At 60.3% G+C, this 13736-nt stretch carries 14 protein-coding genes and 1 pseudogene; 11 read left to right on the forward strand and 4 right to left on the reverse strand.

Features of this window, described 5'->3' with window-relative positions; translation table 11 throughout:
• Positions 1-76: 76 nt before the first annotated feature.
• A complete protein-coding gene (gene radC / locus ACEN8Z_RS02135; RefSeq protein ID WP_495596645.1) occupies positions 77-751 on the reverse strand; it encodes a RadC family protein in 675 nt (224 codons plus the stop codon).
• A 135-nt stretch (positions 752-886) separates the two neighbouring features.
• Here radC and coaBC point away from each other — a divergent pair, with 135 nt between their 5' ends.
• From coaBC to argB, 4 genes and pseudogenes are all read left to right on the forward strand, one after another.
• Positions 887-2095, forward strand: a complete 1209-nt coding sequence (coaBC, locus tag ACEN8Z_RS02140; protein ID WP_007996515.1) for a bifunctional phosphopantothenoylcysteine decarboxylase/phosphopantothenate--cysteine ligase CoaBC — start codon at positions 887-889, stop codon at positions 2093-2095.
• A gap of 5 nt (positions 2096-2100) precedes the next feature.
• Complete coding sequence (dut, locus tag ACEN8Z_RS02145; RefSeq protein ID WP_007975171.1) at positions 2101-2556, forward strand: dUTP diphosphatase; 456 nt, start codon at positions 2101-2103, stop codon at positions 2554-2556.
• Positions 2557-2786: 230 nt separating this feature from the next.
• Positions 2787-4190 (forward strand): annotated as a pseudogene (locus ACEN8Z_RS02150) (phosphomannomutase/phosphoglucomutase); the annotation flags it as partial.
• A gap of 17 nt (positions 4191-4207) precedes the next feature.
• Complete coding sequence (gene argB, locus ACEN8Z_RS02155) at positions 4208-5113, forward strand: acetylglutamate kinase (RefSeq protein ID WP_007996521.1); 906 nt, start codon at positions 4208-4210, stop codon at positions 5111-5113.
• A 194-nt stretch (positions 5114-5307) separates the two neighbouring features.
• Here the strand turns inward: argB and pyrE are convergent, their stop codons facing one another.
• Complete coding sequence (gene pyrE / locus ACEN8Z_RS02160; protein ID WP_007954442.1) at positions 5308-5952, reverse strand: orotate phosphoribosyltransferase; 645 nt, start codon at positions 5950-5952, stop codon at positions 5308-5310.
• A gap of 82 nt (positions 5953-6034) precedes the next feature.
• Between pyrE and crc the strand changes: the two genes are divergently transcribed.
• The gene (gene crc / locus ACEN8Z_RS02165; protein ID WP_003176915.1) at positions 6035-6814 is read left to right on the forward strand and encodes a catabolite repression control protein Crc; all 780 of its coding nucleotides are present in this window, start codon (positions 6035-6037) and stop codon (positions 6812-6814) included.
• 179 nt (positions 6815-6993) lie between these two features.
• On the opposite strand, the gene ACEN8Z_RS02170 is transcribed toward crc, so the two are convergent.
• Together ACEN8Z_RS02170 and rph are read right to left on the reverse strand one after the other, a co-directional pair.
• On the reverse strand, positions 6994-7362 hold the full coding sequence (locus ACEN8Z_RS02170; protein ID WP_495596646.1) for a DUF4870 domain-containing protein: 369 nt from the start codon (positions 7360-7362) through the stop codon (positions 6994-6996).
• A 28-nt stretch (positions 7363-7390) separates the two neighbouring features.
• Positions 7391-8113 (reverse strand): ribonuclease PH, encoded by a 723-nt coding sequence (gene rph, locus ACEN8Z_RS02175; protein WP_414875636.1) that lies wholly within the window; start codon positions 8111-8113, stop codon positions 7391-7393.
• 268 nt (positions 8114-8381) lie between these two features.
• Here rph and ACEN8Z_RS02180 point away from each other — a divergent pair, with 268 nt between their 5' ends.
• The 6 genes from ACEN8Z_RS02180 to ACEN8Z_RS02205 all read left to right on the forward strand — a co-directional run bounded on the left by ACEN8Z_RS02180 (position 8382) and on the right by ACEN8Z_RS02205 (position 13698).
• Positions 8382-9245, forward strand: a complete 864-nt coding sequence (locus ACEN8Z_RS02180) for a YicC/YloC family endoribonuclease (protein WP_007996525.1) — start codon at positions 8382-8384, stop codon at positions 9243-9245.
• A 12-nt stretch (positions 9246-9257) separates the two neighbouring features.
• Positions 9258-9878: a guanylate kinase gene (gmk, locus tag ACEN8Z_RS02185; RefSeq protein WP_007996527.1), complete on the forward strand. Its 621-nt coding sequence runs from the start codon at positions 9258-9260 to the stop codon at positions 9876-9878.
• Positions 9879-10045: 167 nt separating this feature from the next.
• Positions 10046-10309: a DNA-directed RNA polymerase subunit omega gene (rpoZ, locus tag ACEN8Z_RS02190; RefSeq protein ID WP_007921129.1), complete on the forward strand. Its 264-nt coding sequence runs from the start codon at positions 10046-10048 to the stop codon at positions 10307-10309.
• Between the two features lie 57 nt (positions 10310-10366).
• Positions 10367-12472 carry a bifunctional GTP diphosphokinase/guanosine-3',5'-bis pyrophosphate 3'-pyrophosphohydrolase gene (gene spoT, locus ACEN8Z_RS02195; protein WP_007989580.1) on the forward strand — a complete coding sequence of 702 codons (2106 nt, stop codon included), beginning with the start codon at positions 10367-10369 and terminating at the stop codon, positions 12470-12472.
• 37 nt (positions 12473-12509) lie between these two features.
• The gene (locus ACEN8Z_RS02200; RefSeq protein WP_015097371.1) at positions 12510-12890 is read left to right on the forward strand and encodes a RidA family protein; all 381 of its coding nucleotides are present in this window, start codon (positions 12510-12512) and stop codon (positions 12888-12890) included.
• Between the two features lie 67 nt (positions 12891-12957).
• Entirely contained in the window at positions 12958-13698 is a 741-nt protein-coding gene (locus tag ACEN8Z_RS02205) for a hypothetical protein (protein ID WP_442096384.1), read from the forward strand.
• The last annotated feature ends 38 nt before the right edge of the window (positions 13699-13736 follow it).

Here is a 13736-nt window from a genome sequence, read left to right on the forward strand (position 1 = left end):
ATAACGCGGGAAGCCAGACACCCCGCAGCGTTCTCGGGTTTATCGCGAGCAAGCTCGCTCCTACAGGGGCCGCGCACTACATCCACCCATACTCGGCCATCGACAACGGGTTTCCATCACCGATGATGAAATGGTCGAGTACCCGTACATCGATCAACTCCAACGCCTTTTGCAGACGTTGGGTTAGCTGTCGGTCGGCCTGGCTGGGGTCGGAGTTACCTGACGGATGGTTATGGCAGAGGATCAATGCCGCAGCGTTATTGGCCAGCGCCCGTTTGACGACCTGTCGCGGGTGAACACTGGTGTTGTCGATCGAGCCGCGGAACAGTTTCTCAAACGTCAGCACCTGATGTTTGGAGTCGAGAAACAGGCAGCCGAAAACCTCATGGGGTTCGTGACGCAGCATCGACTTGAGGTATTCGCGCACCGCTTGCGGGTTTTCCAGCACCGATCTGTGGCGCAATCGCTCGGCCAGATGCCGCCGGCCCATTTCCAGTACGGCTTGTAACTGTGCGAATTTTGCCGGGCCCAGGCCCAGTTGCTCGCTGAATGTCGAAAGGTCAGCCTCCAGCAGCGAGCGCAGGCTGCCAAACTCGCTCAGCAGATGCCGCGCCAGATCTACCGCGCTTTTGCCGGACACACCGGTTCGTAAAAATATCGCCAGCAACTCGGCATCGGAAAGACTCGCCGATCCCTGTTCCAGCAGCTTCTCCCGCGGCCGTTCCGCCGCCGGCCAATCACGAATACTCATAGCACCTCCCTGTCTGTGGGCACCGCTGTTCCGTAGCGGTCGCTGTGATATCGTAGCCCATCTTTTTTGCGGGCGAATTCACCCTGGGGAGGGGGTTTCGCCACGTATGTCACCAACGAATTGAAAGGCAGGCCTATGCAGCGGCTGTATCGGAAACGCATTGTTCTGGGCGTCGGCGGCGGTATCGCTGCCTACAAGAGCGCCGACCTGGTTCGCCGCCTGATCGATCAGGGCGCCGAAGTGCGCGTGGTCATGACCCGTGGCGGAGCAGAGTTCATCACCCCTCTGACCATGCAGGCCCTGTCCGGTCACCCGGTTCACCTGGATCTGCTGGACCCGGCGGCCGAAGCAGCCATGGGCCACATCGAGCTGGCCAAATGGGCCGATCTGGTACTGATCGCCCCCGGCACGGCGGACCTCATTGCCCGACTGGCCCAAGGCATCGCCAATGATCTGCTGACCACGCTGGTGCTGGCCACCGACGCCGTAGTCGCCGTTGCCCCGGCCATGAACCAGGCCATGTGGCGCGACCCGGCGACGCAAGCCAACCTGCAGACCCTTGAAAGCCGTGACATCAAGGTATTCGGCCCGGCGTCCGGCAGCCAGGCCTGCGGCGACGTGGGCCTGGGGCGCATGCTCGAAGCCCTTGATCTGGCGCAATGTGCCGCCGACTGCTTCCAGCGTCAGGCACTGACCGGCAAACACGTGCTGATCACCGCCGGCCCGACCCAGGAAAACATCGACCCGGTGCGCTACATCACCAACCACAGCTCCGGGAAAATGGGCTTTGCTCTGGCCGAAGCCGCCGTGGAAGCCGGTGCCCGCGTGACCCTGATCACCGGCCCCGTGCATTTGCCGACGCCGGATCGCGTCACCCGCATCGATGTGGTCAGCGCCCGCGACATGCTCGCCGCGTGCGAAGCGGCGATTCCTTGCGACCTGTTCATCGCTTCGGCAGCAGTCGCGGACTACCGCCCGGAAGTCGTCGCCCCACAGAAACTCAAGAAAGATCCTACGAACGGCGACGGCTTGTTGCTACAGATGGTACGCAACCCGGACATCCTGGCCACCATCGCCACCCGCCCCGACCGTCCGTTCAGTGTCGGTTTCGCCGCCGAGACCGAACACCTGCTCGATTACGCTGCACGCAAGCTGAAAGACAAGAACCTCGATTTGATCGTCGCCAACGACGTTGCCAACCCGAGCATTGGCTTCAACAGCGAAGAAAACGCCTGCAGCGTCATCGACCGTGAGCTTCACGCCACACTTTTCGCCCAGACCAGCAAGAGCAAGATTGCTCGCCAGCTGATCACTTTTATCGCCGAACGTCTGAACCAGGTTTAATTTACATGCACGCTTTGCAAGCCAAGATCCTCGACCCCCGCATCGGTACCGAATTCCCGCTGCCGCAATACGCCACACCAGGCTCCGCCGGCCTCGACCTGCGCGCCATGCTGGAACAGGACACCGTGATCAAGCCGGGTGAAACCGTGCTGATCCCCACCGGCCTGTCGGTCTACATCGGCGACCCGAACCTGGCGGCGCTGATTCTGCCACGCTCGGGGATGGGCCATAAGCACGGCATCGTGCTGGGCAATCTGGTCGGGCTGATCGACTCCGATTACCAGGGCCCATTGATGGTCTCCTGCTGGAACCGGGGCCAGACCGAATTCACCATGCCGGTCGGCGAGCGTCTGGCGCAACTGGTGCTGGTACCGGTGGTACAGGCTCACTTCGAGATGGTTGAAGAGTTTGTTGAAACCGAGCGCGGCACTGGCGGTTTCGGCCATACCGGCACCCGTTAATTCGATAGAGATCCATTGTGGCGAGGGAGCTCGCCACAAAATTCAAATTGTCATCTGCAAGGTTTAGCTCCGAAAATCAAGGCATTGCCCGGCCAAACCCTTGCTGTCGGGGGTGTCATGGCCCTTTCACACCACGAACTCTCTGTGGAAAACGCCGTCATACCCTTCAGTTTGAGCCTGCCGCCGAATGACTCGGCGGCCTGTCCAGCCACTTTCGAGATGGAGCATTTCCACAGATGAGCACCCCGGCCAAAATCGCACCCAAGTTCCCCGACAGCATCTTCCGCGCCTACGACATTCGCGGCACTGTCCCGGAATTCCTGAACGCTGAAACCGCTTACTGGATCGGCCGCGCCGTCGGCTCCCAAAGCCTGGCCCAAGGCGAACCAAACGTGTCCGTCGGTCGCGATGGCCGCTTGTCCGGCCCGGAACTGGTCGCGCAACTGATCAAAGGCATCGCCGACAGCGGCTGCCACGTCAGCGATGTCGGCCTGGTCCCGACTCCGGCGCTCTACTACGCCGCCAACGTGCTCGCCGGCAAATCCGGCGTGATGCTCACCGGCAGCCACAACCCGTCGAACTACAACGGCTTCAAGATCGTCATTGCCGGCGACACCCTGGCCAACGAACAGATCCAGGCCCTGCACGACCGCCTCAAGACCAACAACCTGAGCAGCGGCCAGGGCAGCATCACCCAGGTCGAGATCCTCGACCGCTACACCACCGAAATCGTCCAGGACATCAAGCTGGCCCGTCGCCTGAAAGTGGTCGTCGACTGCGGCAACGGCGCGGCCGGCGTGATTGCTCCGCAACTGATCGAAGCGCTGAACTGCGAAGTCATCCCGCTGTTCTGTGAGGTCGACGGCAACTTCCCGAACCACCACCCGGACCCGGGCAAGCCGGAAAACCTTGTGGACCTGATCAACAAGGTCAAGGAAACCAAGGCGGACATCGGCCTGGCCTTCGACGGCGACGGCGACCGCGTCGGCGTGGTGACCAACACTGGCAGCATCGTTTACCCGGACCGCCTGCTGATGCTGTTCGCCCGCGACGTCGTAGCGCGCAACCCGGGCGCCGAGATCATCTTCGACGTCAAATGCACCCGCCGCCTGATCCCGTTGATCAAGGAGTACGGCGGCCGCTCGTTAATGTGGAAGACCGGTCACTCGTTGATCAAAAAGAAAATGAAACAATCCGGCGCCCTGTTGGCCGGCGAAATGAGCGGGCATATCTTCTTCAAGGAGCGCTGGTTCGGTTTTGACGACGGCATCTACAGCGCCGCGCGGTTGCTGGAAATCCTCAGCAAGGAAAAATCCTCGGCCGAAGAGCTGTTCGCGACCTTCCCGAACGATATTTCTACGCCGGAAATCAATATACATGTGACCGAAGAGAGCAAATTCAGCATCATTGATGCACTGCACGACGCACAGTGGGGCGCAGGCGCCGACCTGACTACCATTGACGGCGTGCGAGTCGACTATGCCAAAGGCTGGGGCCTGGTACGTGCGTCCAACACCACACCGGTGCTGGTGCTGCGTTTCGAGGCCGATGACGAGGCTGAACTGCAACGCATCAAGGATGTGTTCCGCATCCAGCTCAAGCGCGTTGCACCTGATCTCCAACTACCGTTCTGATTCACCCGGAGCCCTGAATGACCCTCGAACGCGAAGCCGCCGCCAACACCGCCAAGGTCCTGTCCGAAGCGTTGCCTTATATCCGCCGATACGTCGGCAAGACCCTGGTGATCAAATACGGCGGCAACGCGATGGAAAGCGAGGAGCTGAAAACCGGCTTCGCCCGCGACATCGTGCTGATGAAGGCCGTGGGCATCAACCCGGTGGTGGTTCACGGCGGCGGCCCGCAAATCGGTGACCTGCTCAAGCGCCTGTCGATCGAGAGTCACTTTGTCGACGGCATGCGCGTCACCGACGCTGCGACCATGGACGTGGTGGAAATGGTCCTCGGCGGCCAGGTCAACAAGGACATCGTCAACCTGATCAACCGTCATGGCGGCAGCGCCATCGGCCTGACCGGCAAAGACGCCGAGCTGATTCGTGCGAAAAAGCTCACCGTCACCCGCCAGACCCCGGAAATGACCACCCCGGAAATCATCGACATCGGCCATGTGGGCGAAGTGGTCGGGATCAATACCGACTTGCTGAACCTGCTGGTCAAGGGCGACTTCATTCCGGTGATCGCACCAATCGGTGTCGGCGCCAACGGCGAGTCGTACAACATCAACGCTGACCTGGTGGCCGGTAAAGTCGCCGAAGCGCTGAAAGCCGAGAAGCTGATGCTGCTGACCAACATCGCCGGCCTGATGGACAAGTCGGGCAAGGTCCTGACCGGCCTGAGCACTGCACAGGTCGACGAACTGATCGCCGACGGCACCATCTACGGTGGCATGCTGCCGAAGATCCGTTGCGCACTGGAAGCGGTCCAGGGCGGTGTGGGCAGCTCGCTGATCATCGACGGTCGCGTGCCGAACGCGATCCTGCTGGAAATCTTCACCGATACCGGCGTGGGCACCCTGATCAGCAATCGCAAGCGTCACTAAGCGATCGCGCAAAACAAAAGACCCCGCTCAGCCTGGCTGAGCGGGGTCTTTTTTATTCCACAATCCCTGTAGGAGCGAGCTTGCTCGCGATAAACGTCAACGATAACGCGGGGGTGCCCGGCGAAAAGCGGCGCTCTGACGTGCATCGTCGGAACGCCGCCCGGAGCAAGCTCGCTCCTACAAGGGAATTGCGGTTAAACGCCGAACTGGGCGCGGTACGCTTCGACAGCAGGCAGGTGTTGCTTGAGTTGAGGATCGTCCGCCAGGAATTCCAGCACCTGGTTCAGTGAAACAATGCTGATCACCGGAATGCCGAAGTCACGCTCCACTTCCTGGATCGCCGACAGTTCACCGTTGCCGCGTTCCTGACGGTTCAGCGCGATCAGCACGCCGGCCGCTTTGGCGCCGTCCTGGGAGGCGATGATCTGCATCACTTCGCGAATGGCGGTGCCGGCAGTGATCACGTCGTCGATGATCAGCACTTCGCCGGTCAGCGGCGCGCCAACCAGGCTGCCGCCTTCGCCGTGGGCCTTGGCTTCCTTGCGATTGAAGCACCATGGCAGGTCACGGTTGTGATGTTCAGCCAGCGCCACGGCGGTGGTCGCCGCCAACGGGATGCCTTTGTAGGCCGGGCCAAACAACACGTCGAAGGGAATGCCACTCTCGGCAATGGCGGCGGCGTAGAAACGACCCAGCTGCGCCAGGGCCGAACCTGAGTTGAACAGGCCAGCATTGAAGAAGTAAGGACTGGTGCGCCCGGACTTCAGGGTGAACTCACCGAAGCGCAAAACGCCGCGATCGATGGCAAAACGAATGAAATCGCGCTGATACGCTTGCATGAAAAAAACCCCAAATACCACGGATTTAGCTAATTAGCTTGACGCCGTGTATCATACACGCACGCGATTTTTGGGGCCATTTATGCGGATCATCAGTGTGAACGTCAATGGTATTCAGGCTGCAGTCGAGCGTGGTTTGCTCAGTTGGCTGCAAGCACAGAATGCCGACGTCATCTGCCTGCAGGACACCCGCGCCTCCGCCTTTGAACTGGACGATCCAGCCTTCCAACTGGATGGATACTTCCTTTATGCCTGCGATGCCGAAGTCCCCGCCCAAGGTGGCGTGGCTTTGTATTCGCGGCTGCAACCGAAGGCTGTCATCAGCGGTCTCGGTTTCGAGACGGCCGACCGCTACGGGCGCTACCTGCAAGCCGATTTCGACAAGGTCAGCATCGCGACCTTGCTGCTCCCTTCGGGGCAGAATGGCGATGAAGACTTGAACCAGAAGTTCAAGCTAATGGACGACTTCGCCCGTTATCTGGATAAACAGCGGCGCAAACGTCGCGAGTACATTTATTGTGGCTCGCTGTACGTGGCGCAACAGAAGCTGGATATCAAGAACTGGCGCGACAGCCAGCAATCTCCGGGCTTCCTGGCACCTGAACGTGCCTGGATGGACGAGATTGTCGGCAACATGGGTTATGTCGACGCCCTGCGTGAAGTCAGCCGTGAAGGCGACCAGTACAGCTGGTGGCCGGATAATGAACAGGCGGAAATGCTCAACCTCGGTTGGCGCTTCGACTATCAACTGCTGACCCCGGGCCTGCGCCGCTTCGTACGTAGCGCACGCCTGCCACGCCAGCCGCGGTTCTCGCAACACGCGCCGCTGATCGTGGACTACGACTGGACGCTGACCATCTAAGCGTCGTTTTGCAGACACAAAAAAGCCGACTTCAGGGTCGGCTTTTTTGTGGGTACTTGTTTTTGCTCTTCTGTGGGAGCGAGCTTGCTCGCGATGACGATACATCAGTTACCGATGCGGTGGCTGTCAGACCGCTATCGCGAGCAGGCTCGCTCCTACAGGGGAATCTTCATTGATCGTTATTTGATCAGCCGCCAAGTGAACGGATACCGATAAGGCTGCCCTTCATTGGCCTTCACCCCGGCAATGATCGTCAACACCAGCGCACCGATGGCGATCAGGCCAAACAGGAAGAACCCGATAATCACCACCATCAGCAGGAAGCAAATGGCCGAGGCAATGGCGACGCTGATCTGAAAATTCAGCGCTTCCTTGCCCTGGGCATCAATGAACGGGTCCATCTCGCGCTTCATCTGCCAGAGAATCAGCGGCCCGATGATCGTGCCGAACGGAATCCAGATCCCCAGCAAGGCGGACAAGTGGCAAAACATGGCCCACTGACGAACCTCCTGGCTCGGCCTGGGCAGCGGCAGTTGTTCGTCACTCATGGTGTCCTCCTTGTCTGGAGCAGTCCGGTCAGTCGGCCAATGCGGCCTTTTGCAGTTCGAAGATTTCGTTCATGCCTTTCTTCGCCAGTTCGAGCATGGCGTTCAGCTCTTCAGGCTGGAACGGCGCGCCTTCGGCAGTGCCCTGGACTTCGATGAAACCGCCAGTGCTGGTCATCACCACGTTCAGGTCAGTCTCGGCGGCCGAGTCTTCCAGGTAGTCGAGGTCGAGCACAGGCTCACCCTTGTACATGCCCACGGAAACAGCGGCGATCATCTGCTTGACCGGGTCGCCGCCCTTCAGGCCACCACGCTTCTTGATGACTTTCAAGGCATCGATCAGCGCAACCATGGAGCCGGTGATCGAAGCAGTGCGGGTGCCGCCATCGGCCTGGATCACGTCGCAGTCGACGTACAGGGTGACGTCGCCCAGCTTGGACATGTCCAGCGCAGCGCGCAGGGAACGACCGATCAGACGCTGGATTTCCAGGGTGCGGCCGCCTTGCTTGCCACGGCTGGCTTCACGCTGGTTACGTTCGCCAGTAGCACGCGGCAGCATGCCGTATTCGGCAGTCAACCAACCCTGGCCCTGGCCTTTCAGGAAACGCGGTACGCCCGGTTCAACGCTGACGGTGCAGATGACCTTGGTATCACCGAACTCGACCAGCACAGAACCCTCGGCGTGTTTGGTGTAGTTGCGGGTGATGCGGATCGAGCGGAGCTGATCGGCAGCGCGACCACTTGGACGTATCATAGGGAGTACCTGTACTGGGGACGGAAAACTGCGGAGCATTATAGAGCCGCCGGCCGCCACTGGGCACATCTAAAAAAATCCGCCGACGACCGAGGGCTCTGTACTGCGTGTCGGCGAAGGCCTGCCGCTCTTTGTCACACCGTGTGTTTGGGCGCATCCGTGCCACTGCGCTACAATCCTGCGCCTTTGCTGCCAGTCGGCTTTAATTCATTGATATCGGATTCCCGGAACCTCGGTTCTGTGCCGATCTGCATTGCGAGGTACCGCCATGGTGCACAGCATGACCGCCTTCGCCCGCGTCGAAAAAGCCGGCGTCCAGGGCACCCTGAGCTGGGAGCTGCGGTCGGTCAACAGCCGCTACCTGGAACCCCACCTACGCCTGCCGGAGTCCTTTCGCGACCTTGAGGGCGCGGTTCGCGAAGCCCTGCGCCAGGGTGTATCCCGGGGCAAGCTTGAATGCACCTTGCGCTTCACCGAAGAAAACACCGGCAAAGCGCTGCAAATCGATCAGGAGCGCGCCGCGCAACTGGTCGCTGCCGCCGAGACCATCGCCAGCCTGATCAAGAACCCGGCAGCGCTGAACCCGCTGGAAGTCCTGGCCTGGCCCGGTGTGCTGGTAGGCGACGCCACCGACCCGCAAGCCTTGAACGCCGAAGCGCTGGCACTGTTCAATCAGGGCCTCAAGGAACTGAAGGCCGGCCGCGAGCGCGAAGGCGCGGAGCTGGCGCGGCTGATTGACGAGCGCCTGACCTCCATCGAAGAAGACGTGGTGACCCTGCGCGAACTGGTTCCGCAAATGCTCGCCACCCAGCGCCAGAAAGTCCTCGACCGCTTCGCCGACATGAAGGCCGAGATGGACCCGCAGCGTCTGGAGCAGGAAATGGTCATGCTCGCGCAAAAAAGCGACGTCGCCGAAGAACTGGATCGCCTGAGCACTCACATCATCGAAGTTCGCCGGGTGCTCAAATCCGGCGGCGCTGCCGGTCGGCGCCTGGACTTTTTGATGCAGGAACTCAACCGCGAAGCCAACACACTGGGCTCCAAAGCCTTCGACCCGCGCAGCACCCAGGCGGCGGTCAACCTCAAGGTGTTGATCGAGCAGATGCGCGAACAAGTGCAGAATATTGAGTAAGGCTACCCCGACATGACACATAGCACTGGCACCCTGTACATCATTTCCGCCCCTTCGGGCGCGGGCAAGAGCAGCCTGGTCAAGGCCCTGACCGACGCCGATCCGGAGATCCGCGTTTCGGTCTCCCACACCACCCGCGCCATGCGTCCCGGTGAAGTGAATGGCGTGAACTATCACTTCGTCGACCGCAGCGAGTTCGTGAAGATGATCGAGCACGGCGATTTCCTCGAGCGCGCCGAAGTGTTCGGCAACCTCTACGGTACCTCGCAAAGCCACCTGCAGCAGACCCTGGACGAAGGCCACGACCTGATTCTGGAAATCGACTGGCAAGGTGCCGAGCAAGTGCGCAAGCTGATGCCTCAGGCTCGCTCGGTCTTCATTCTGCCGCCGTCATTGCAGGCCCTGCACCAGCGCCTGACCAATCGTGGCCAGGACAGTGACGAGATCATTGACGGCCGCATGCGCGAAGCCGTCAGCGAAATGAGCCACTACGTCGATTACGACTACCTGATCATCAACGACGATTTCGCCCACGCGCTGCACGACCTGAAGGCGATTTTCCGCGCCAATCAGCTGATTCAGAAGCGTCAGCAGCAGCGTCACGGCAAATTGCTGGCTGAATTGCTCGGTTAATCAGCTCTTCCCAAAACCGCTGCAAGGGCTTTACATTGGTACTTGCAGCGCGTTGAAGGGCTTGGTTAAAAAATCAGCGCTTCCCTAATCGCTGGTGATTTTTTAAACTGTTGAGTCCGCTCGCCCATCCGGGCAGCGCGCATATTGCATTTGCTACGAGGAAGACCATGGCCCGCGTAACCGTTGAAGACTGCCTAGAACACGTGGATAACCGCTTTGAGCTGGTCATGCTCTCTACCAAGCGTGCCCGTCAACTGGCCACCGGCGGCAAAGAGCCGAAAGTAGCATGGGAAAACGACAAGCCTACCGTCGTCGCCCTGCGCGAAATCGCTGAAGGCCTGATCGACTACGCAGCTATCGCTGAAGCCGAAATCGTTGAAGATGAACCGCTTTTTGCTGCATTCGAGGACGAGTCCAACGAGGCCGTCTAAGCCTATGCCTGGTCGACGTAGCACGGCGCGGGATCACAGCTTACGGCAGGAGACATCATGCCGAGCATAGACGCCCTCGCCGATCGCTTATCGACCTACCTCGGCAAAGACCAGGTCAACCTGGTCCGCCGAGCGTATTTCTACGCCGAACAAGCCCACGACGGCCAACGCCGCCGTAGCGGTGAGGCGTATGTCACGCATCCTCTTGCCGTGGCGAATATTCTTGCCGACATGCACATGGACCATCAGAGCCTGATGGCCGCCATGCTGCATGACGTGATCGAAGACACCGGTATTGCCAAGGAAGCGCTGCAAGCGCAGTTCGGCGAAACCGTGGCCGAACTGGTTGACGGGGTCAGCAAACTGACCCAGATGAATTTCGAAACCAAGGCCGAAGCCCAAGCCGAAAACTTCCAGAAAATGGCCATGGCCATGGCCCGCGACATTCGCGTGATCCTGGTCAAGCTGGCCGACCGCCTGCACAACATGCGCACCCTGGAAGTGCTGTCCGGCGAAAAACGCCGGCGCATCGCCAAGGAAACCCTGGAAATCTATGCGCCCATCGCCAACCGGCTGGGCATGCACGCCATCCGCATAGAATTCGAAGACCTCGGCTTCAAGGCCATGCACCCGATGCGTTCCGCGCGGATCTACCAGGCCGTCAAACGCGCCCGGGGCAACCGCAAGGAAATCGTCAACAAGATCGAAGAATCCTTAAGCCACTGCCTGGCCATCGACGGCATCCAGGGCGAGGTCAGCGGGCGCCAGAAACACCTCTACGGCATCTACAAGAAAATGCGCGGCAAGCGTCGGGCCTTCAACGAGATCATGGACGTCTACGCGTTCCGGATCATCGTCGACAAGGTCGATACCTGCTACCGCGTGCTGGGTGCTGTACATAATTTGTACAAACCGTTACCGGGACGCTTCAAGGATTACATCGCGATCCCCAAGGCCAACGGCTATCAATCGCTGCACACCACGCTGTTCGGCATGCACGGTGTTCCGATCGAGATCCAGATCCGCACCCGTGAAATGGAAGAGATGGCGAACAATGGCATCGCCGCCCATTGGCTGTACAAATCCAGCGGCGACGAGCAGCCAAAAGGCACTCACGCCCGCGCCCGCCAGTGGGTCAAAGGCGTGCTGGAAATGCAGCAACGTGCCGGCAACTCGCTGGAATTCATCGAAAGCGTGAAGATCGACCTGTTCCCGGACGAGGTCTACGTGTTCACGCCCAAAGGCCGGATCATGGAGCTGCCCAAGGGCTCCACGGCGGTCGACTTCGCCTACGCGGTGCACACCGACGTGGGCAACAGCTGCATCGCCTGCCGGATCAACCGCCGTCTCGCACCGCTGTCCGAACCGCTGCAAAGCGGCTCCACGGTCGAGATCGTCAGTGCGCCCGGCGCGCGGCCGAACCCGGCGTGGCTCAACTTCGTGGTCACCGGCAAGGCACGCACGCACATCCGCCACGCTCTGAAACTGCAACGCCGCTCCGAGTCCATCAGCCTCGGCGAACGCCTGCTGAACAAGGTCCTCAATGGCTTCGACAGCTCACTGGAAAAAATTCCGGCCGAGCGCGTCAAGGCCATGCTCGTCGAGTACCGCCTCGAACTGGTCGAAGATCTGCTCGAAGACATCGGCCTGGGCAATCGCATGGCCTATGTGGTGGCTCGCCGACTGCTGGGTGAAGGCGAACAGTTGCCGAGCCCGGAAGGCCCGCTGGCGATTCGCGGTACCGAAGGCCTGGTGCTCAGCTATGCCAAGTGCTGTACGCCGATCCCGGGCGACCCGATTGTCGGCCACCTGTCCGCGGGCAAAGGCATGGTCGTGCACCTGGACAACTGCCGCAACATCAGCGAAATCCGCCACAACCCGGAAAAATGCATCCAGCTCTCGTGGGCCAAGGATGTCACCGGCGAATTCAACGTCGAGCTGCGCGTCGAGCTGGAGCACCAGCGCGGCCTGATCGCCCTGCTGGCCAGCAGCGTCAACGCCGCCGACGGCAATATCGAGAAAATCAGCATGGACGAACGCGATGGTCGCATCAGCGTGGTCCAGTTGGTGGTCAGCGTGCACGACCGCGTGCACCTGGCCCGCGTGATCAAGAAACTGCGCGCCTTGACCGGGGTGATTCGCATCACCCGCATGCGTGCGTAGTTCGCAAACGTAGCCACCTCATTACAAGGAGTCATACATGACCAAGACTGTTATCACCAGCGACAAGGCCCCGGCCGCCATCGGTACTTACTCCCAGGCGATCAAGGCTGGCAACACCGTTTACATGTCAGGTCAGATTCCTCTGGACCCAAAAACCATGGAACTGGTCGAAGGCTTCGAAGCCCAGACCATTCAGGTGTTCGAGAACCTCAAAGCCGTGGCAGAAGCGGCCGGCGGTTCGTTCAAGGACATCGTCAAGCTGAACATCTTCCTCACCGACCTGAGCCACTTCGCCAAGGTCAACGAGATCATGGGCAAGTACTTCGACCAGCCTTACCCTGCCCGCGCCGCCATCGGCGTAGCGGCCCTGCCAAAGGGTTCGCAGGTTGAAATGGATGCCATCCTGGTCATCGAGTAATGCGTGCGGCGCAGCCTCGGGCTGCGCCGACTGCTCTGCTGTAAAGTAAGCTTGAAAGGATTCCACCATGCGCAACGCGCTTGCTCTCTCGCTGCTCGCCCTGTTCCTGGGCGGATGTGCCAGCAACCCTGCCGACCGAGATATCAGCGGCACCTGGATCAACCAGGTGGCGATCGATGCTGCCGCCAAAGGCGTCCCCCTGCGTGAAGCACTCCAGGCCTATGGCCCGAACCTGGAATGGGACATCAACACCAAGGCCGGTCAGGCCCGCTACACCAATGGTTTTGAAAATGTCGACGGCAAGCTGCTCGGTGAAGAATCCGGCGCCTGGAAAATCGACTTTTATGGCAGCTCGGCCAGCGAGCTGAAGCGTGACGGCAAGCAACTCAGCCAGTCCGCCAGCGACAACGAGCCCGAGCAGGTTTTCGACCGCGCCCTGATTCCGGTGCCGGACGGCGCTCCAATCGGCGCCAGCTTCGAACGTGCGCTGTATTCAGCCTACATGGGCGGCAGCTGGACAATCGTCAGCGGTACCGGCGAAGGCAACACGGTTCAATTCCAGGCCGACGGCCAGGTGACCGGCCTGCCCGGCAGCGACCGCTATGCGTTGTGCCTGGCTGGCGATTGCGCATCCATGAGCGGCGGCAATGACAACATGTGGCTGCAACTCAATGGCCAAGGCAACGCCTGGATCTTTGCGCGTAAAGGCAAGGAGCTGGAGATTTTCCAGACCGTGAATACGGCGCAGGCAGACGAAATGCCTTCGTTCACTCCGGGCGAGCGCAAGTGGTTGCTCGAGAAGCAGTAACCTGCGCATAACCCATGTGGGAGCGGGCTTGCTCGCGA

The organism is Pseudomonas sp. Pseusp10 (assembly GCF_059492225.1).